Raw genomic sequence first — 19,777 nt, 5'->3', positions numbered from 1 at the left:
CTTCGCCGTCGGCTTCGACTTCGTCGTCACCTTCGCACCTTCGCCATCGCTCCGCGTCTTTTCCGGCCCTCGTCTACGAGCCCTGCGGCTGCCGGGCCGCAGCCTCCGACAGGCGTGGGCCGGTCGGAAGGAAGGTCGACCACGCCACGGGGATCGGCGCGGGCGTCACGTTCTCGTAGCCGAGCCGGGTCTGAGCGATCTTCGCAGGGTTCAGTTCCGCCTCACGCTGCTCGGCGGATGTGCCGATGCCCTCGTCGTCGGTGGTGCTGTCGCTGTTGGACTGCAGCGCGTAACGCAGGCCCGTGTCCGTGACCAGGAAGACACCGCCCGCCGCCGTCTCGGTGCCCTGGAACTGGCGGTAGAGCTGGCCGGAGCCCGGAGTGACGTACGCGCTGGAGGAGCCGGTGGCCAGTTGAGCGGGGAAGTCGGTGCCCACCCACGTGGACAGCGTCGTCTTCCCCTTCGAGCCGACCGAGAGCAGGACGTTGCAGACGGTGTTGCGGCCGGAGGTGGCGCTGGCGCCGTCGTTGACCGTCTTCGGCTTGAACGTCGGCCAGGTCTTGTCCGCCGCGAAGGTCGTGCTGTCGGCGACCGCGCCGGGGTGGACCTGTTGCGCCTCGCCCGCCTGTCCGACGTCGACGAGGTCACCGCTGTTGAGCAGCAGTGTGGCGACGAACTCGGAGATCCGGGCCACCTCGCCCGGCAACACGACGTAGTACTGCATGCGTTGGCCGTCGTAGGCCTTGATGATCTCGCCGACCTTGTCGTACTCCTCAAGGTCGGCGGAGGCGTCTGCCTTCGCGCCGGGTGTGCCGTCGATCCTCGGGATGGAGATCGGGTCGCCCTTGTGGAGGGTGTCGAGCCATTCCTGGGAGACTCGCTGCGGGTCACGGCCCTGGGTGTCCAGGGCCTTGAGCAATTCGGTGTCGGCCGGGTCGGCCAGTCGGTACGCGACTCCCTCGGCGTCGACCACGTACTGGGTCTTGTCGTCGGGCCCCACGACGTACATCAGCTCGCCGCCGGAGAGCTTGTTGGCGCCTCCGGTCCTGGAGAAGTCCTTCTCGGCCAGTACGAACGCGGCTTTCTGGACGGCTCGGCCGCCGTCGCTGGGACGCTCGCACACCGCCCAGCGCTTGGCCAGTTCCGCCTCTTCGGCGGAGGGCAGGCGGTCGGGGGCGTAGGGGATTCCGATGGTCGGACCGTGCGGGGGCTCGCCGCTGTCCAGAATCTTCTCGTCGACGGTGATGACGTCGGCCTTGGCGGGGTCCAGAAGCAGCTTGGCCGACGCCATGTTGAGAACCGGATGCAGCTGGTTCCGGCCGTCGGTCTTCAGCACCACGTACCGGGTGGTGGAATCGCTCGCCACGATGACGTGCTCGCCCGTGTCGGCCCAGCCCTTGGGTGCCGTGGGGCTGAACACACCGATGCCCCCGAAGATCGCGAGGACCACCACACCGACAACGGCACCCGGCCACAGGGCCCGCAGCGGCTTGGGGGCGCCTTCCTCCGAACCGGAAGGAGAGGGCTGAAGGAAGGCTGCGAGTGTACGGCGCTTCGCGAAGGTGTAGGCGTTGAGTTCGTCCCGCCGTGATGCCATCTGTGTTCGTTCTCTCCCCGTGCCGAGCCATGGGCGGATCTGCGCAGACCCACGCCCGTCCTCGATCGCCTCTGGTGCCAAGGCTGTCAGAGCCGCCCCCTACTATGCCTGTTGCGTGACCGAGTTGGACGCGCGGGCAGGGTGCTCAGGCTTGAACGGCCGTGAGCGCAAGGGTTTTCGGGAGAGTTCGGGGGTTTTGGAGCGATGGCTTCCGTAACACGGGCCCGATCGCGTTCGCAATCGGGGCCGCGATCGGGTGGCACAGGTCGGTCGGGGTCACCCGACTCGTCCGCTCCCTCTCCGACAGCGGGGTCGGGAGCGGCGCCCGACACCTCCGCGTCGCCCCGCCGATCCGTGTCGCCCCAGCTGAGGTCCCACTCGGGGCACGGGGGGTCGTTCGCGGTACAGCGGCTGGTGATGCTGCAGACGGCGGCCGCCCTGGTGGTCATCGGGTGGCTGATCGGTACGGCCGCGCTCATTCCGGCGATCGCGGCCGCCGCCGTGCTGGTCGCACTCGCCCTCGTACGACGCCGGGGTCACTCCCTGCCCGAGTGGCTGCGCTCGCTGCTGGCGCTACGGGCCCGTGTGCGCAGGGCCGCGAGTACGCCGGTGCCCGCCGGGGTCGATTCCCGACTCGCGCCTGCCGTGGAGTGCGATCCGAGCCTGCGGACGTACAGCTTCAATCGCGGCGACCGCCGCGATCAGCGGCCGGTCGGCATGGTGGGCGACGGACGCTTCCTCACCGCGGTGCTCCATCTGGAATCGGACACGAGCGCGTTGCGCGCCGAGCGCGGCCGTCGGCCGTTGCCCGTCGCGCTCGTGCAGGATGTCCTCGAAGTCGACGGAATCCAGCTGGAGTCGGCACAGATCCTGGTGCACACACAGCCGGCGCCCGCGCTGCATCTGCCCCAGCAGTCGGTCGTGGTGAGCAACTACGCACCGCTGCAGGCCCAGACCGGCGCTCCCGCGGTGCGCATCCTGTGGATAGCGCTGAAACTCGATCCCGAGTTGTGTCCGGAGGCGGTGGCCGCGCGCGGCGGGGGGCTCCGCGGGGCGCAGAAGTGTCTGGTGCGGGCGGCGGAGCACTTGTCCAGTCGACTGACCGGCGCGGGCTTCCGGGCCAGTCTGCTGACGGAGGAAGAGCTCACGGCCGCCATCGCCACCTCCGCGTGCGCCAACCCGATGGTGACCGCGCAGGCCGCGCAGACCGGGCCGGACGAGTCGCCGCAGCGACGGACCGAGGAGTCCAGCCGCAGCTGGCGCTGTGACAACCGCCGGCACACCACGTACTGGGTGCGCCGCTGGCCCCAACTGGGCGGTTCCGGCACCCCGCTGGCACAGTTGGTGGCACATCTGACCGCGGTTCCCGCGCTGGCGACGACCTTCAGTCTGACCCTGGCCAAGGGCGGTCGGCAGGATGTGACCATCACGGGCCACCTTCGCATCACCGGTCGCAGCAATCAGGAGCTCACCGACGCACGACGGGGCCTGGAACAGGCCGCGCGAGAGGCCCGGGTCGGGCTCGTGCGTCTGGACCGCGAACAACTCCCCGGCGTTCTCGCCACCCTGCCGCTCGGAGGTACCCGCTGATGACCATGAGGGCATCCGCCTCGCCGTCATCGCTGTCCGCGCCGGAAGGCACCGGGGAGGTCACGGGCCTCGGACAGCGGCTGCGCACCGGCTTCGGACTGCTGGGCCCCAGACATCCACGGCACACCCTGTCGTCGGAACAGGTGGGCGCGCTGTCCCTGCCCATCGGGGACGACGGTGTGGTGGTGGGCGTCAACCAGCAGGGACAGCCCGCCGTCCTCGGGGTGAACCGCCCGACCCCGTTCGACGTCGTCCTCATCGGCGGTCTGTGGACGGCACAGATCCTGGCGCTGCGCGCGGCGGCCACCGGGGCACGCGTGGCCGTGGAGACGGGCAGGGCACAGGCGTGGATGCCGTTGGTGCACGCCATGGGCGGCGGGCAGAACGGCCTGGCCGTCCACGAAGTGGGACGCGTGCCGCCACAGGGCGCGTCGGCCGGCGCCCCCGTGCTGGTGGTGCGCGACTGCGGTATGCGACCGCCCCGTGGGCGGGTGGCATCGGCACCCTGGCAGGCCGTTCTCACGCTTCTTCCCTATCTGAGTCCGGTGGCACCGCGGTTGATGCGCCAGGCTCGTCTCGTGGGCGTACAGCGGGTGTCGCCGGACGAGGCGGTGGAGATCGGGCGCGTGATAGGGCTGCCGCATCCCGAGACCCGGTCCCTGCCCGGTCTGCAGGACGGGATCACGCTGTGGTGCACGGATCGGGACCGGCAGTATGTGATGACACAGGCCACAGACTCGGAGACCGGTCTCCTGGGTGTGGCACGTCGCATGGACTGAACCGCCTGTTCAGCACGAGACCGACAGACAAGCCACCAGACCGACACTTATGCCCGAATTACTCCTCTTTTTAAGGGGGTTGCGCACTTCGCTGAAGCCGGTCGGGACAGACGGGCCCTCCGGGTCCGCGGTTTTGATGATTAGGCTGGGGTACAGCACGTCACGAGTTGCCCGCCGACGGGTGATACGGACTGTGTGACACGGCTCGGGGCCCAGGGGGGACCAGCCCGGCGAACCAGACGACAGGAACGGTTGACCTCTCCACGACTTCGAGGGTGTTCGACCACACCAGGAGGAATTGTGAACAGCGATCGGGACGGGATGCGCGGGGGCTGGGCCACACCCGGCGATGACCAGTCCGACGCGGAGTCCGCCGTCGAGACGACGGGCGAGTTCACCATCGACTACGCGCCGCCTGCCTGGTACACGCAGAACGCCTCGCAGGGAGGGGCCGGTTCGGAATCCGGTGCGGGGGCGGGGGGCAGCGCCGCCTCGGCCGCCGGCGCCGGGTCCGCGCCGCCTCCGCCCGCGCCGCCGGCCGGTGCTCCTGTCGAGATGAGCGGTGGGGCTCCCGAGGGTTCGTTCCCCTCGCCTTGGCCTACGGTCGCGCCCGTGGCCCAGCAGGGCGGGCCGGGGAGCGGTGACCTCGGGGGCAGCGGGGACATCGAGAGCGGCGCGACGATGCGGATCTCCGCCGCCGCGTTGAAGCGGGACATCGCGGACGCGGCGGCGGCCAAGGGGGCTGCCGACGCCGGGAGTGGTGAGAGTGCGGCAGGGGAGGGCGAAGGCGGCCCTGCCATGAGCGAGGGTGCCGCCGCTTCTGCCGGGGACTCCGGGACGGGCGATGCCGGGGACTCCGGGACGGGCGACGCCTCGGCTGATGGGCCGAGCGTCGAACCCGTCTCCTACAACGCCGATTCCTTCGGCTCCGACACCGTTCCTTCCGCTCCTTCCACCGACGACAGCGGCAAGGATCAAGGCCCGGATGAGGATCAGGGCCAGGGGCAGGATCAGGGGCACGTAGAAGGCCAGCAGCAGGAGCAGGGGAAGGTATCGGGTCAGGGGCAAGACCAGGGTTCGGCGCAGGCTGCTGAGGACGGCGACGGGGGCGCGAACCCCGAGGACTCGGCTGCCGCCGGTGACTCCGGTGGGACGGACGCTCCGTCCGACAGCGGCCAGGCCGGTGACACCACGTCCCCGGACGCCGACTCCGACTCCGGGCCTGCGGAACCGGCGGATGCCGCCGTTCCTCAAGACGCCGTTCCTCAAGACAGCGCCGTGCCTCAAGACGCCGTTCCTCAAGACAGCGCCGTGCCTCAAGACGCCGCTCCACAGGACGCGGTCCCCGACAACGCCACCCCTCAGGACGCCTCCTCCGGCGCTGACGCCCCCGCCGACGCCGTCCCCGGCTCACCTCAGCCCCCGGCACCGCCGAATGACGCCGTGCCGCAGGCGCCTCCCGCGTGGGCCCCGCCGCCGGTGCCGCAGGGTGGGCTTCCGCCGTTGCCGCCCTCGTACCAGCCCGCCGCGCCCGGCCCGGCCGCGGAGTGGCCGCCGTCCGCGCCTTCGGTGCCGGGCACGCAGGCGTTTCCGGGAGCGCCGGAGCAGCCGCAGCCCGCGGCCGCGCAGGGCCAACCCCCCGTACCGCCGCAGCAGCCGTTCCCCCCGCAGGCCCCGCAGGGCGCACCCTCGGCTTGGGGCAACCCGACCGACGCGGCACCCGGCGCACCGACCCCGCCAGGCTCTCCAGACACACCGGGCGTCCCGGGCGTACCCGGCGCACCCGCGACCCCGCCGCCTCCCCAGGCCCCCAGCGCCCCCATCCCCCCCACCGCTCCGGCCGGTTACGGCTTCCCCCAGCCGCCTCAGCCGCAGCCCAGCCAGCCCGGCCAACCGAACCAGCCCAGCCAGCCCAGCCCATTCGGCCAGCCCGGCACAGGCACCCCCGGCACCCCGCCGGGCTACGGCTTCCCGCACCCCCCGGCACAGCCGGGCGCCCCCACTCCCCCGGCGCCCCCTGCTCAGCCCACCCCCGGCTACGGTTTCCCGCCCCCGGGCGCACCCGGCCCCCAGCAGCCACCGGTACCCCCGCAGAGCGGCTACGGCTTCCCCCAGCCCCCGGCACAGCCCGGTCAGCCAGGCCAACCGCACCCCCCGTTCCCGGGCGGCCCCAGCCACCCCGGCCGGCCCGGCCCCGAAGCCCACCCCGCCCACCCCGCTCCGGCGAACGCCCAAGCCCAGCCAGGCCCGGCGGGCACCCCCGGCCAGCCCGGCCCCCACGGCGTCCCCGGCCAGCCCGGCCCCTTCGGCACCCCCCATCAACCGACTCCGGCCGACGCCCAGCCTCACCCCGGCCACCCCAACCCCGCCCCCGGCGCGGGCGCCGCTCCCGTCGATCCCCGTGCCGGTGCCGCCTGGCCGCAGCCCGTGCAGCATGATCAGCGGCAGCCCATCAACCCCGGTGTGGCGCCGCTGGGTTACACCGCGGCCGTCGAGTTGTCCTCCGACCGGCTGCTCAACAACAAGAAGCAGAAGGCGAAGAGCGGCCGGCCGGGTTCCGGTGGCGGGCTGTTCAAGCTCGGGGGGAAGAAGGAGGAGGCCGAGCGGCAGCGGAAGCTGGAGCTGATCAGGACGCCCGTGCTGTCCTGCTACCGCATCGCGGTCATCAGCCTCAAGGGCGGTGTCGGCAAGACCACCACGACCACCGCACTCGGCTCGACCCTCGCCACCGAGCGCCAGGACAAGATCCTCGCCATCGACGCCAACCCGGACGCCGGTACGCTCGGCCGCCGGGTCCGGCGTGAGACCGGCGCCACCATCCGGGATCTCGTCCAGGCGATCCCGTATCTCAACTCGTACATGGACATCCGGCGGTTCACCTCCCAGGCCCCCTCCGGTCTGGAGATCATCGCCAACGACGTCGACCCGGCCGTCTCCACGACCTTCAACGACGAGGACTACCGGCGCGCGATCGACGTGCTCGGCAAGCAGTACCCGATCATCCTCACCGACTCGGGCACGGGTCTGCTCTACAGCGCGATGCGCGGGGTACTCGACCTCGCCGACCAGCTGATCATCATCTCGACGCCGTCCGTGGACGGTGCGAGCAGCGCCAGTACGACGCTGGACTGGCTCTCCGCGCACGGATACCAGGACTTGGTGGCACGCTCCATCACGGTCATCTCCGGTGTGCGCGAGACCGGAAAGATGATCAAGGTGGAGGACATCGTCTCCCACTTCGAGACGCGGTGCCGAGGCGTCGTGGTCGTACCGTTCGACGAACACCTCTCCGCCGGTGCGGAGTTGGACCTCGACATGATGCGGCCGAAGGTGCGGGAGGCGTACTTCACGCTCGCCGCGATGGTCGCCGAGGACATCGCCCGCCACCAGCAGTCGCACGGCCTGTGGACCTCCGACGGCAACCCGCCCCCGGTCGCCGCCCCTCCGATGCCGGGCCAGCCGATCCCCGGCCAGCCCTATCCCCAGCAGCAGGGCCAGCAGCCGTACCCCGGCCAGCCGCAGCAGCCGTACGGCCACCCGGGCCAGCCGGTCCCGGGGCAGCCCGCCCCCGGCCAGCCGTACCCGCCCCAGCAGGGCCAGCCCTATCCGCAGCCGTATCCGCCGCAGGGCCAGCCCCCGCAGCAGTAGGGCGGCGGCCGGCAAGGCACAACACGACACGGCGAAGGGCCCGTACCGTTCACGAACGGTACGGGCCCTCGTCATTCATGGATCGGATCGCGAGCGACCGTCAACAGCGGCCCCCGACCAGGGGGTTACGCCCTCGACCCACAACCAGGGGGCTACTCCCCTTCATACGCCGCGATCATCTCCCGGCACCGCTTCACGTCCTCCCCCATCGCCACCAGCAGCGCGTCCAGTGACTCGAACTTCGCCTGGCCGCGCACGAACGCGAGGAAGTCGACGGCTGCGTGGAGGCCGTAGAGGTCGAGCCCGACGCGGTCGATGGCGTACGCCTCCACCGTGCGCTCGGTGCCGTCGAACTGCGGGTTGGTGCCGACGGAGATCGCGGCCGGCATGGCCTCGCCGGCGACCTGCAGCCAGCCGGCGTAGACGCCGTCGGCGGGGATCGCGGTGTGCGGGAGGGTCTCGACGTTGGCCGTGGGGAAGCCCAGCTCGCGTCCGCGCTGGGCGCCACGGACGACGACGCCCTCGACGCGGTGCGGTCGGCCGAGGATCTCGCGGGCGCCCTCGACATCGCCCTCGCGGATCAGCCGCCGGGTCAGGGTCGAGGAGAACGGCTCGCCGCCGCCCGCCGCGCCCCTGACGAACAGGTCCACGACCTCGACCTCGAAGTCATACGTCTTGCCCTGCTCGGCGAGGAACGCGACGTCCCCGGCGGCCTTGTGGCCGAAGCGGAAGTTGGGGCCCTCGACGACGGCCTTGGCGTGCAGCTTGTCGATGAGGACCTTGACCACGAAGTCGGCGGGCGAGAGCCGCGAGAACTCCGTGGTGAAGGGGAGGATCAGCACCGCGTCGACGCCCAGCTCGGCCATCAGTTCGGCGCGGCGGTGGTGCGGGGCGAGCAGCGGGGGGTGGGTGCCGGGGCGCACGACCTCGCTGGGGTGCGGGTCGAAGGTGACGGCGACGGAGGGAATGCCCAGCTCACGGGCGCGTTCCACGGCGTGCCGGAGGATCAGCTGGTGTCCTCGGTGCACCCCGTCGTAGGAACCGATGGTGACGACGCTGCGCCCCCAGTCCTCGGGGATGTCCTCCAAGCCACGCCAGCGCTGCACTGTGACCGCTCCTCGTCGAACCTGTGTCCGTGGTTGCCTCATACGCAGGTCTAAGGGTGCCATGCCCGATGCCCTCGGCCCGCATCGGCATCCGGGCTGTGACCCGGAGCACGGAACTCGGCCACCGCCGGGCCAAGTGCCGTTCCCGTCTCACGCGGGCGCCCGCACGGCACTCGGCCTCACCTCACGCGGGCACCCGTACCCCCGACACCCCGGCCAGGTTCTCGATCATGCGCCGGGTGCTCGGCCCGACCACGGCCGCCCACTCCTGCGGTGTCCCGCTCAGCCACCCGGCGACGAGCGCCGCGAAGCCGGGCACATGGCGGGCGAGATCGGTCAGCGCCCAGTCGAAACGGGTGGCGCCTTCCGGTGTGCGGACGAGCAGCATCCCGATCCGATGGACCAGCCGTCGGATGTCGTCCACGGCGTCGGCGGCCCCCGCCGCAGCCCCCGCAGCCCCCGCAGCCCCCGCCGCGACCGCCCTGAGCAGCGCGTCCAGCACGGACGCGTCCCGCTCGGTCGTCATCAGCCGGTCGAGCAGCTCACGCCGCAGCGCGCCCGACACGGCCGTCCCCGGCGCGGCGAACACCCCGGCGAGGGCCGCTCTCACCGGTACGGGGCCGCCGTCGATGAGCCCGCTGACCAGCGGGAACAGTACGGCGCGGGTGCCGGGCCCCTGCTCCAGCCGGCGGTCGACGTACGCGGCGACATGGCCCGCCACCTCGGGGCGCAGCTCCACGACCTCCCGGACGAGGGCGGTGACCCGGCGGGCGAGGGCGGGGGTGGTGACCTCGGCGAGGGTACGCAGGGCCTCCCCGTCGGCGGCCTCCCCGTTCGCGCCCGGCGCACGCAACCGCGCGCGGAAGGCGTCGAGCACCGGGTCGGGATGGGTGTCGAGGGCGGCCACCAGCGCGCTCGCGGGCACCTGCGGATCACCGTCCGCGAACCGCTCCAGCACCTGCGGCAGATACCGGTCCCGGGTCTCCGGGTCACGGACGAGCAGGGCGAGCGCGCCGGAGTGCAGGGTGACATCGGCGGGGCGGGCGAGCAGGGCGAGCGCGGTGTGGCGCAGCAGCGCGCGGTCGGCGCCCGTGCGCACATGCGGGGCGGTCCGCAGTGCGTACGCCAGCGCCGCGACCCTTCGCGCCGGGCGCTCGTCGTGCGACCAGCGGTCGACGGCCCGGCACACCGCCGACGGCTCCTCCTCGGCCAGTACGGCGAGCAGTTCGTCCCCGCGCCGGTGCGCGCTGTCGACGAGCGCCTCGGTCAGCTCGTCCAGGGCGCACCGCCGATGTGTGTGCAGCAGCGCCTGCGCGGCCGTCGCCACGGTGGCGTCCGGGGTCGCGACCAGCGGGGTGTCGTCGTGGAACCAGCGGGTGAGCTGCGGCTGTACGGCGCCGGGGTCGGCGGCGAGGAGGCGCGAGGCCGCGTCGAGATAGCGGGGCCCCTCGCCGGTGGCCGGGTCGGCGACGACGAGGCGGCGCAGCAGATCGAACCGCTCCGCCTCGGGCAGCGCCAGCGCCGCCCAGAAGTCCGGCCCGAACTCCCCCGGCACGCCCCGGCCCTGCCCCCGCCAGGCCCCGATCCGCTCGGTGAGGAACCGCAGCACCCGGTTGTACGGCGTCGCGTCGGGCACCCTCAGAAGGACCTCGGCCAGCAGATGGGTGGCCCACCAGGTGGGGTCGTCGGGTGCCGTGCTGCCCGGCGGCAGCAGTGCGTCGAGGGCGTCGAGCAGTTCCTCCAGGCGCCCGGACAGCTCGGCGGGGCCCTGCTGGCGGCCGAGGAGGAGCAGGGCGTGGACGACGGGGCCGATGCGGTGGCGGGGCACCGGGAGGTTACGGGTGGCCTTGCGGGCCTGACGCCGGACGCGTGCCTCGGACGGCATCGTGCCCCAGCCCCGCCCGGCCTCCGCCTGCGCGAGCCAGCCCCGGTGCACCAGGGCGTGGAGGGCCGCGTCGAGGTCCAGGTGCGCGCCCTGGACCCAGTCGGCCAGCTCCTCGTGGGCGAAGCGGTAACCGTCACCGGCCGGGACGAGCAGCCCCTCGGTGAGTACGGCCGAGGCCCAGCCGCTGGTCCCGCCGAGGCGCGGCCCTGACACCGGCCCCCAGGGGAACACCGCCTCGAACGCCGCCCGGTCCAACTCCCCCTGCCCCGGCCCCAGACACCGCCGCGCCGCCTCGTGCACCTGCCCGGCGACCTGCGCGGCGAGCCGCCGCACGGCCGTCCCCCGCATCCCGTTGGCAGCGGCGAGCCGTACGGCGACCCGCAGACACATGAGATCGAGATAGGCACCGAGCACGTCGTCCCGATCGGGGCGGCGCCGGGGGGTGGGTGGGGGCATGGTCGTGCCGCCATCTGCGGAGGACGCCTTACTACCACCGGCGAACGGCGCCGAGGCCCCGCCGCCGGCAGACGCCGCAGGGCCACTGCCGAAGGGGGCCGAGGTACGGCCGCCGGAATCGGACGCCGAAGTGCCGCTGCCGAAGGGATCGGAGGCCCCGCCAGAAGAGGACGCCGCACAACCACCGGCGAACGACGCCGAGGCACCGCCGCCCGCAGACGCCGCAGGGCCACTGCCGAAGGGGGCCGAGGTACGGCCGCCGGCGGAGGGCCCGGAGTCACCGCCGAAGGGTGCGGACGTGCCGCCGCCGGACGCGGCCGAGCGCCCGTCGCCGAAGGGCGCCGAGGTGGTTTCGGCGCCCGGTGGTGCCGTTGGGGCCCCGCCGAGTGGTCCGGCGAAGGCGCCATCCTCGCCGGGCCGCCCGGGGGGTTCCTCCGGCAGCGCCGCCCGTACCTCCGACAGCAGCCGCAGGGTCAGCGGATGCCGGGCGTCCGCCCCGGAGAGCGCCCCTTCGGGGATGCCGTAGCGGAGCCGGGCCCGACGGGCCTCCGCGTCGCTCAGCTCCCCGAGCCGCACACAGGCGGGCAGGGTATGCCCCTCTGGCGACCGACCACCCCCGCCCGACCGGCCGTCGTCCCCTACGGGGCACCCTTCCCCCACCTGCTGCGGCTCCCCCGCCGCCCGACCGTCCCCTACGGGGTGTCCCTCTTCGGCCGTCGCACCCCCGTGCAGCAGCTCCGCCGGGAACTGGGCCCCGGCCCACTCCCAGTACTCGGCGCGGCAGGCCACCACGAGCCGCGCCCGGTTCTCCCGGAGCCAGTCGGCCGTCCCGGTGGTCCACTCGGCCAGCCGGTGGGCCAGCGTGGGCGGCATCTCCTCGGGCCCGTCGAGCAGCAGCAGCAACGGCCGCCCCTCCTGCGACGCCAGCCGGGCCAGCCGCTCCGGCCGGATGTCCCCCAACTCCCCGTCGTACCGCCCCGAACGCACCGCCTGCTCCACCCCACCGCACCGCTCCCAGGTCCGTCCCGCCCCACCCTCCGAGGCACCCGAGGCGAACGAACCGACCGAGCTGGGCGAGGCACCGGCGGCCGACCAGACCCCGGAGACGGACGAGCCGTCACCGGCGAAAGACCCACCCGAGCCCGGCCCCGAGCCCGGCCCCGAAGCCCAGGCCGTCCCCGAGGCCGAAGCCGACCCTGAAGCCGAGCCCATTCCCGAGGCGGAGCCCATTCCCGACGCAGACCCCGACGCAGACCCCGATGCGGACCTGAACGCCGATGCGGACCCCGACGCGGACGCGGCACCCGACCCGGAAGTGGCCCCAGCCCCGGACGCGGCCCCGGACGCCGGCGAGAGTGCCGACGCGGCCACGATCCTTCCCGCCCGTTCCAGCGCCCGCCGGGCGGCGTCGCCCACGGAGGTGTCGTCGGCCAGCAGATCGGCGCCGCGCAGCCACAGCGTGGGCATCGGCTCGGTCCCATGGGCGCGGCGCGCGGCGAGGGCGGCCAGCTCCGTCGTACGACCGGAACCGGGCGGCCCGACCAGGGCGAGAACGGTGGCCGGGCCATCGGCGAAGTCGGCGAACTCCCGGACCACATCGGCTCGTTCGACGGGCTCGGCAGCGGCGGACCCGGCCCCCGGCCCGAGCCCTGTCCCCACCCCCACCCCCACTCCCATCCCCGTCCTCGGCCCGTCCGACCCGACCGTCGTGGCCGTCAGCTCCAGCACCCCCGCCAGATTCAGATCGCGGCCGTACGCCGGAACGGTCGCCGCGTTACGCGCCATCAGCTCCGCCAGCGACCGCTCGGCCCGCCACTGTTTCAGGGACACGGCGAAGCCGGTGGACCGGTGCTGGGCCTCCAACGCCGTCCCGACGACGCCGACCACGACCCCGGTGACGGTGTCGATCACGGGTCCCCCGGCCGTGCCTCCACCCGGCCGCAACGCCTCGCTCCCGGCGGTGCCGATCGCCAACTCCAGGGCACCGCGCAGCAGATGGAAACCGTCCGTGGCGGTGTAGATGACATCGGAAGTGCCCAGCACCCGTGCCTCGCGCCAGCCGCCGGCCGCGATACGGACGTATGCCCCGGTCTCGACCTCGTCCCGCAGGGCGAACGGCAGCGGGTCGACGCACAGGCCCTCGGTGCGGATGAGCGCGAGATCGAGGGCGGGCAGCGGGGTGACCGCGTCGGAGGTCACCACGCAGGTGCGGTCGCCGGTGGCGTGCAGCACGATCCTGGCCAGCCCGTCCACCGCCTCGTGGCTGGTGACGACGGTGCCGTGGTGATCGGCCACGAAGCCCGTACCGCGCGGTCGTCCCGCCAGATCGCCGACCCGCACCAGGACCTCGTCCCGCGCCGCCCGGCGGCCGTCGTCGGTTGCCCGACGGCCCCGTACCGCCATGTTCTGACCTCCCCGTCGTACCTCTGTTCCGACGGTAGGCACGTGAAGATCAGCAGGACAGGGTGCTCGGCGAACGCGCCCCCTTCCGCTCCCTCGGTTCACTCCGAGCGCCTGCACAAAGGGGTGAATAGGCGTGGGCGGATGGATACACCTCTGGGTGGGGGAACCGAGGGGGGACCGTGGAGCGGCGGGAACAGTTGGCCCCGTGACCGCCGCTCCACGCTGCCGCTGTGGCTGGGCGTTGGGCGCCTATGGGGTTGGGGGTGCGTGTGGTTTGGCGAGTGCGGGTGCGTTGTGGTTGTTCGCGCAGTTCCCCGCGCCCCTGAAAAGCAGGGGCTGCGCCCCATGCTTTTCAGCCCCAGCCCCCAGCCCTCGCCCCTCAGCCCCCAGCCCCAGCGCCCAACCCCCAGCGCCCAACCCCCAGCCCCCGGCTCTCAGCCCCCGACCCCCGACCCTCAGCCCTCAGCCCTCAGCCCTCAGCCCTCAGCCGAAGATTGCCAGGCTTTTCGCCTTGCCCTTCAGGTTTTCCACCAACGCCAGGAAGCGGCCCTCGGGGTCGAAGACGGCCACCGGGCCCGCGCCCGCGTACTCCTCCGGGATCTCCAGCCTCACGCCGTTCAGGAGGAGCCGCGCCCTCTTGCTGTCCACGTCCCAGCGACGGAACGCGGCCTCGGCCGCCTCGGCGATGGGCATGACCGTCAGCTTCTGCTGGAGTTGGTCGAGGGTGCGGGCCGAGTCGAGTTTGTAGGGGCCCACTCGGGTGCGGCGCAGGGCGGTGAGGTGGCCGCCCACGCCGAGGTCGGCGCCCAGGTCGCGGGCGAGGGCACGGATGTAGGTCCCGGAGGAGCAGACCACGGACACCACCAGGTCGAGGACGGGGGTGCCGTCCTCGGCGACGGCGTCGCGGACGTCGTACACGGCGAAGGAGGAGATGGTGACGGGCCGGGCGGGGATGTCGAAGTCCTCGCCGTCACGGGCCCGTTTGTAGGACCGTACGCCGTCGATCTTGATGGCGCTGACCTTGGACGGCACCTGCATGATGTCGCCGGTCAGCTTGGCGATGCCCGTGTCGATGGCGTCACGGGTGACCTTCGAGGCGTCGACGGACGAGGTGATCTCGCCCTCGGCGTCGTCCGTGACGGTCGTCTGCCCGAGCCGGACGGTCCCCAGGTACTCCTTCTCCGTGAGGGCTAGGTGACCGAGGAGCTTGGTCGCCCTCTCCACGCCGAGGACGAGGACGCCGGTGGCCATGGGGTCGAGGGTGCCCGCGTGGCCGACCCGCCGGGTGCGGGCGATACCGCGCATCTTGGCGACGACGTCGTGCGAAGTGAAGCCCGACGGCTTGTCGACGATGACAAGTCCGTCGGGCGTGGTGCTCTTCTGGCGCTGCTGGGTCATTCGGAGATGTCGTCCTCGTCGTCACCCGGCTTCTTGTACGGGTCGGCGTCACCGGCGTACTGCGCTCCCGAGGCGCTCTCGCGCACCTTGGCGTCCGAGGCCCGTGCCTTGTCGAGGAGGTCCTCGATGGTCCGGGCGTTGTCCGGGAGGGCGTCGGCGACGAAGGCGAGGGTCGGGGTGAACTTCACGCCCGCGGCCCGGCCCACCTCGGAACGGAGAATGCCCTTGGCGCTCTCCAGCCCCGCCGCGGCGGCCTTCCGCTCCTCGTCGTCGCCGTACACCGTGTAGAAGACGGTCGCCTCCCGCAGGTCCCCGGTGACCCGGGTGTCCGTGATGGTGACGTGGGAGCCGAGCCGCGGGTCCTTGATCCCGCGCTGCAGCTTCTGGGCCACCACCTCTCGGATGAGGTCCGCCAGCCTCTTGGCACGCGCGTTGTCGGCCACTGGTCCGTCTCCTAGCTCGTTTAGCTGTTCAGCTCGTTCCGCGTTACTGCTACTGCTACTGCTACTGCTTGCATTGTCGCTGCTCAGTCGTCGTCGCCGTGGAGGCGTCGTCTGGCCGACAGCAACTCCACCTCCGGCCGGCCGGCGACCAGGCGTTCGCAGCGGTCCAGTACGTCCGTGACGTGTCCTACGTCGCCGGAGACGACCGCCAGGCCGATTCCGGCCCGGCGGTGCAGATCCATGTGGTCGACCTCCGCCGCGCTCACCGCGAACTTGCGTTGGAGTTCGGCCACGATCGGGCGGACGACTGAGCGCTTCTCCTTGAGTGACCGTACGTCGCCGAGGAGGAGGTCGAAGGACAGAGTCCCCACGTACATGTGTGTATCCGGTTCACCCGCCGGTACGGGGTAGATGGCCTGCGCCGTGTGTGCGGGCAGGGACATCAGAACCGTACATCGAAGGGGTGGTGCCGCTCGACGGATATTCGAGGGGCTGGGCCCCTCGACCCCTTGAGCGCCTTGTAGCTCGGGAGTTGGGGGTTGTGTTGCGGGTGCGGGTGGTGTGGTTGCTCGCGCAGTTCCCCGCGCCCCTGAAAGACACGGCCCTTGCGGGCCGAAAAGCATGGGGCGCAGCCCCTGCTTTTCAGGGGCGCGGGGAACTGCGCGATCAGCCACTGACGGTCCGCGGTTTCAGGACGGCCTCGCGAGGCACCCCGGATGAAACGAGCGGGGGCCTGGGGGCGGCAGCCCCCACGACGACCGCACCGGCCGGGGGTGACCCGATGTCACCCCCGGCCGGCATCAGAACCCGGCGGCCATCACACCCGCGGCTTCTCCCGCATCTCGTACGTCGCGATGACGTCGTCGACCTTGATGTCGTTGAAGTTGCCGAGGTTGATACCGCCCTCGAACCCTTCGCGGATCTCGGTGACGTCGTCCTTGAAGCGACGCAGGCCCTCGATGTTGAGGTTCTCCGCGACGACCTTGCCGTCGCGCAGCAGGCGGGCCTTGGTGTTCCGCTTGACCTCGCCGGAGCGGATGAGAACACCCGCGATGTTGCCCAGCTTGGACGACTTGAAGACCTCGCGGATCTCCGCCGTACCGAGCTCGACCTCTTCGTACTCCGGCTTGAGCATGCCCTTGAGGGCCGCCTCGATCTCCTCGATCGCCTGGTAGATGACCGAGTAGTAGCGGACGTCCACGCCCTCGCGCTCCGCCATCTGCTGCGCACGGCCGGCTGCCCGGACGTTGAAGCCGATGACGATGGCGTCGGAGCCCATCGCGAGGTCGATGTCGGACTCCGTGACCGCACCGACGCCGCGGTGCAGGACGCGGATGTCGACCTCTTCGCCGACGTCCAGCTGGAGGAGAGAGGACTCCAGAGCCTCGACCGATCCAGAAGCATCGCCCTTGATGATCAGGTTCAGCTGCTGGACCTCGCCGGCCTTCAGCACCTTGTCCAGGTCCTCCAGCGACACGCGGCGCGTGCGCTTGGCGAACGCGGCGTTGCGCTCACGCGCGGCACGCTTCTCGGCGATCTGGCGGGCCGTACGGTCCTCGTCGACGACGATGAAGTTGTCGCCGGCGCCCGGGACGTTGGTGAGACCCAGGACCTGGACCGGGGTGGACGGACCGGCCTCGGCGACGTTGTTGCCGTTGTCGTCGAGCATGGCGCGGACGCGGCCGTAGGCGTCGCCCACCACCATCGTGTCGCCCACGCGGAGCGTGCCTCGCTGGACCAGCACGGTCGCGACCGCACCACGACCGCGGTCGAGGCGGGACTCGATCGAAATACCCTGCGCGTCCTGCTTGGGGTTGGCACGCAGGTCGAGCGAGGCGTCGGCCGTGAGGATCACGGCCTCCAGCAGCGAGTCGATGTGCAGACCCTGCTTGGCGGAGATGTCGACGAACATCGTGTCGCCGCCGTACTCCTCGGCCACCAGCCCGTACTCGGTGAGCTGACCGCGCACCTTGGTCGGGTCGGCGCCCTCGACATCGATCTTGTTGACCGCGACGACGATCGGGACGTCGGCCGCCTTGGCGTGGTTGAGCGCCTCGACCGTCTGCGGCATGACGCCGTCGTTGGCCGCGACGACCAGGATCGCGATGTCGGTCGACTTGGCACCACGGGCACGCATGGCGGTGAACGCCTCGTGACCCGGGGTGTCGATGAAGGTGATCGCGCGATCCTCTTCGTTGACCTCGGTCGTGACCTGGTAGGCACCGATGTGCTGGGTGATGCCGCCGGCCTCGCCCGCGATGACGTTCGTCTTGCGGATGGCGTCGAGGAGGCGGGTCTTACCGTGGTCGACGTGACCCATGACGGTGACGACCGGCGGACGGACCACCAGGTCGTCCTCGCCGCCCTCGTCCTCGCCGAACTCCAGGTCGAAGGACTCCAGGAGCTCGCGGTCCTCCTCCTCCGGGCTGACGATCTGAACCGTGTAGTTCATCTCGTCGGCGAGGAGCTGGAGGGTCTCGTCGGAGACGGACTGGGTCGCGGTGACCATCTCGCCGAGGTTCATCATGACCGCGACGAGCGACGCCGGGTTGGCGTTGATCTTCTCCGCGAAGTCGGTGAGCGACGCACCGCGCGACAGGCGAATGGACTCGCCGTTGCCGCGAGGCAGCATCACGCCGCCGACCGACGGGGCCTGCATGGCCTCGTACTCCTGGCGCCTCTGCCGCTTCGACTTGCGGCCACGACGGGCCGGACCGCCGGGACGCCCGAAGGCGCCCTGCGTGCCACCACGGGCACCGGGACCGCCGGGACGGCCACCGAAGCCGGGACGGCCACCGCCGCCGCCGAAGCCGCCGCCACCGCCGCCGGGGCCACCGCCACCGGGACGACCGGCGAAGCCGCCGCCACCACCGGGACGACCGGCACCGCCGCCGCCACCCGGGCGACCGGCGAAGCCGCCGCCTCCGGGGCGACCGGCACCGCCGGGACGGCCCGGACCGCCGCCCGGACCACGGCCGCCGGGGCCGGGACGCGGGCCGGCAGCGGGACGCTGCGGCATCATGCCGGGGTTGGGACGCGGGCCGCCGGGGCCGCCGCCGGGACGGGGGCCGCCCTGCGGACGGGGCATACCGCCCGGGGTCGGACGGGCGCCGCCCGGAGCCTGCGGACGGGGACCGCCACCGGCCGCGCCCTGCGGACGGGGTGCCTGGCCGGGAGCCTGCGGACGCGGGCCGGGGGCACCAGGACCGCCGTGGCCACCAGGACGGGGCGCACCGCCGGGACGGGGACCGCCCTGCGGGCGGCCCATGCCGGTGGAGCCACCGGAGGTGAAGGGGTTGTTACCCGGACGCGGACCCGCGGGACGGGCACCGCCGGGCTTGGGCGCACCCGGACCACCCGGACGCTGACCACCGGGACGCGGCGCCTGGCCGCGGTCCCCGCGGTCCTGGCCGGGGCCGGAGGGACGGCCACCGGGACGCGGCGCACCCGGGCCGGGGCGTGCGCCCGGACGCGGGGACGGGGCGGCCGGGGCCGACGGGGGTGCCTGGAACTCGGGGACGCTCGGGGCCGGGGACACCGGAGCGGGCTTCGGTGTCGGCGGCTTCGGGCCGGGCGTCGGACGGGGACCCGGGGCCGGGGCCGGACGCGCGGGCGCCTCGGCGGCCGGCGGCTTGGGCGCTGCCGGACCCGGGCGCGGGGCGGCCGGACGGGCGACCTGCGCGGGAGAGGGGGCCGCCGGACGTGCCGGGGCGGCCTTGCGGGGGGCGGCGGGCTTGCCGCCTCCACTGCCCTGCTGGAGGGCGTCAGTCAGTTTGCGTACAACGGGGGCCTCGATCGTCGAGGACGCCGAACGGACGAATTCACCGAGCTCTTGGAGCTTGGCCATGACGACCTTGCTCTCAACCCCGAACTCCTTGGCGAGTTCGTATACCCGGACCTTAGCCACTTCGCTCCTTTTAGGTCCGGTTGCGTCCGGACCGTCGCTACTTCATGGGCGTACTCATCGCGTGCTCATCGAGTGCTCATCGCAATCTCGACCTACTTCCAACTCGCGGGGTACCTAGGGCCGCACGGAGGTTCCGTACGGCGCGTCTTACTGTGTTGCCTGCTCAGCAACTGTTGTCTGCTCCACGTATCGGCGCAACGCCTTTGTGTCGAGCGCTCCCGGGGCGCGCAGCGCCCGCGTGAACGCCCGGCGGCGCACCGCCAGGTCGAGACAGACCAGAACGGGGTGTACGTACGCACCCCGGCCGGGCAGCGTACCGCGATGATCGGGGACGCATTCGTCCTCGATCGCCACGACGCGCAGCAGCTCGGTCTTGACCGCTCGCTGCCTGCACCCCACACAGGTGCGCTCAGGGCATGCGCGGGCACGCGTCCGGCCAGACACTGCTAAGTCTACCTCCCCGTACCGACCTCACCCCTTTGGGGCAGCGATCGAACGGTTGTTGTCGTGATCTAAGCGACCTGCGGCTTGGATCTATTCCCCGCCGCCCAGGAACGCCCGATCG

General features: G+C 72.4%; 11 protein-coding genes. 3 read left to right on the top strand and 8 right to left on the bottom strand.

Features of this window, described 5'->3' with window-relative positions:
- Nucleotides 1–73: 73 nt before the first annotated feature.
- The gene (eccB, locus tag ACWD4G_RS13915; RefSeq protein ID WP_451292903.1) at nt 74–1,597 is read right to left on the bottom strand and encodes a type VII secretion protein EccB; all 1,524 of its coding nucleotides are present in this window, start codon (nt 1,595–1,597) and stop codon (nt 74–76) included.
- A 204-nt stretch (nt 1,598–1,801) separates the two neighbouring features.
- On the opposite strand from eccB, the gene eccE reads away from it, so the two are divergent.
- The 3 genes from eccE (at nt 1,802) to ACWD4G_RS13900 (ending at nt 7,614) form a co-directional block, all read left to right on the top strand.
- Nucleotides 1,802–3,187 (top strand): type VII secretion protein EccE, encoded by a 1,386-nt coding sequence (gene eccE, locus ACWD4G_RS13910; RefSeq protein ID WP_451292902.1) that lies wholly within the window; start codon nt 1,802–1,804, stop codon nt 3,185–3,187.
- Between the two features lie 5 nt (nt 3,188–3,192).
- Entirely contained in the window at nt 3,193–3,966 is a 774-nt protein-coding gene (locus tag ACWD4G_RS13905; protein WP_451292940.1) for a hypothetical protein, read from the top strand.
- A gap of 300 nt (nt 3,967–4,266) precedes the next feature.
- Nucleotides 4,267–7,614: an SCO5717 family growth-regulating ATPase gene (locus tag ACWD4G_RS13900; RefSeq protein ID WP_451292901.1), complete on the top strand. Its 3,348-nt coding sequence runs from the start codon at nt 4,267–4,269 to the stop codon at nt 7,612–7,614.
- Between the two features lie 152 nt (nt 7,615–7,766).
- Here ACWD4G_RS13900 and ACWD4G_RS13895 read toward each other — a convergent pair whose 3' ends face one another.
- The 7 genes from ACWD4G_RS13895 to ACWD4G_RS13865 all read right to left on the bottom strand — a co-directional run bounded on the left by ACWD4G_RS13895 (nt 7,767) and on the right by ACWD4G_RS13865 (nt 19,656).
- Nucleotides 7,767–8,720 (bottom strand): bifunctional riboflavin kinase/FAD synthetase, encoded by a 954-nt coding sequence (locus ACWD4G_RS13895; protein ID WP_451292900.1) that lies wholly within the window; start codon nt 8,718–8,720, stop codon nt 7,767–7,769.
- A 184-nt stretch (nt 8,721–8,904) separates the two neighbouring features.
- On the bottom strand, nt 8,905–13,464 hold the full coding sequence (locus tag ACWD4G_RS13890) for a serine protease (protein WP_451292899.1): 4,560 nt from the start codon (nt 13,462–13,464) through the stop codon (nt 8,905–8,907).
- A 483-nt stretch (nt 13,465–13,947) separates the two neighbouring features.
- Entirely contained in the window at nt 13,948–14,862 is a 915-nt protein-coding gene (gene truB / locus ACWD4G_RS13885) for a tRNA pseudouridine(55) synthase TruB (protein WP_451292898.1), read from the bottom strand.
- Complete coding sequence (gene rbfA / locus ACWD4G_RS13880) at nt 14,859–15,305, bottom strand: 30S ribosome-binding factor RbfA (RefSeq protein WP_451292897.1); 447 nt, start codon at nt 15,303–15,305, stop codon at nt 14,859–14,861. Before rbfA ends, truB begins: the two co-directional genes overlap by 4 nt.
- Before the next feature lie 83 nt (nt 15,306–15,388).
- Nucleotides 15,389–15,682, bottom strand: coding sequence for a DUF503 domain-containing protein (locus ACWD4G_RS13875; RefSeq protein WP_451292939.1), 294 nt, complete (start codon nt 15,680–15,682; stop codon nt 15,389–15,391).
- Nucleotides 15,683–16,122: 440 nt separating this feature from the next.
- On the bottom strand, nt 16,123–19,212 hold the full coding sequence (infB, locus tag ACWD4G_RS13870; RefSeq protein ID WP_451292896.1) for a translation initiation factor IF-2: 3,090 nt from the start codon (nt 19,210–19,212) through the stop codon (nt 16,123–16,125).
- A 147-nt stretch (nt 19,213–19,359) separates the two neighbouring features.
- On the bottom strand, nt 19,360–19,656 hold the full coding sequence (locus tag ACWD4G_RS13865; protein WP_451292895.1) for a YlxR family protein: 297 nt from the start codon (nt 19,654–19,656) through the stop codon (nt 19,360–19,362).
- Nucleotides 19,657–19,777: the final 121 nt, after the last annotated feature.

It is taken from the genome of Streptomyces sp. NPDC002643, from assembly GCF_053592555.1.
The sequence above is the reverse complement of the archived record's forward strand: the minus strand, read 5'-3'. Positions and strand labels throughout refer to the sequence as shown.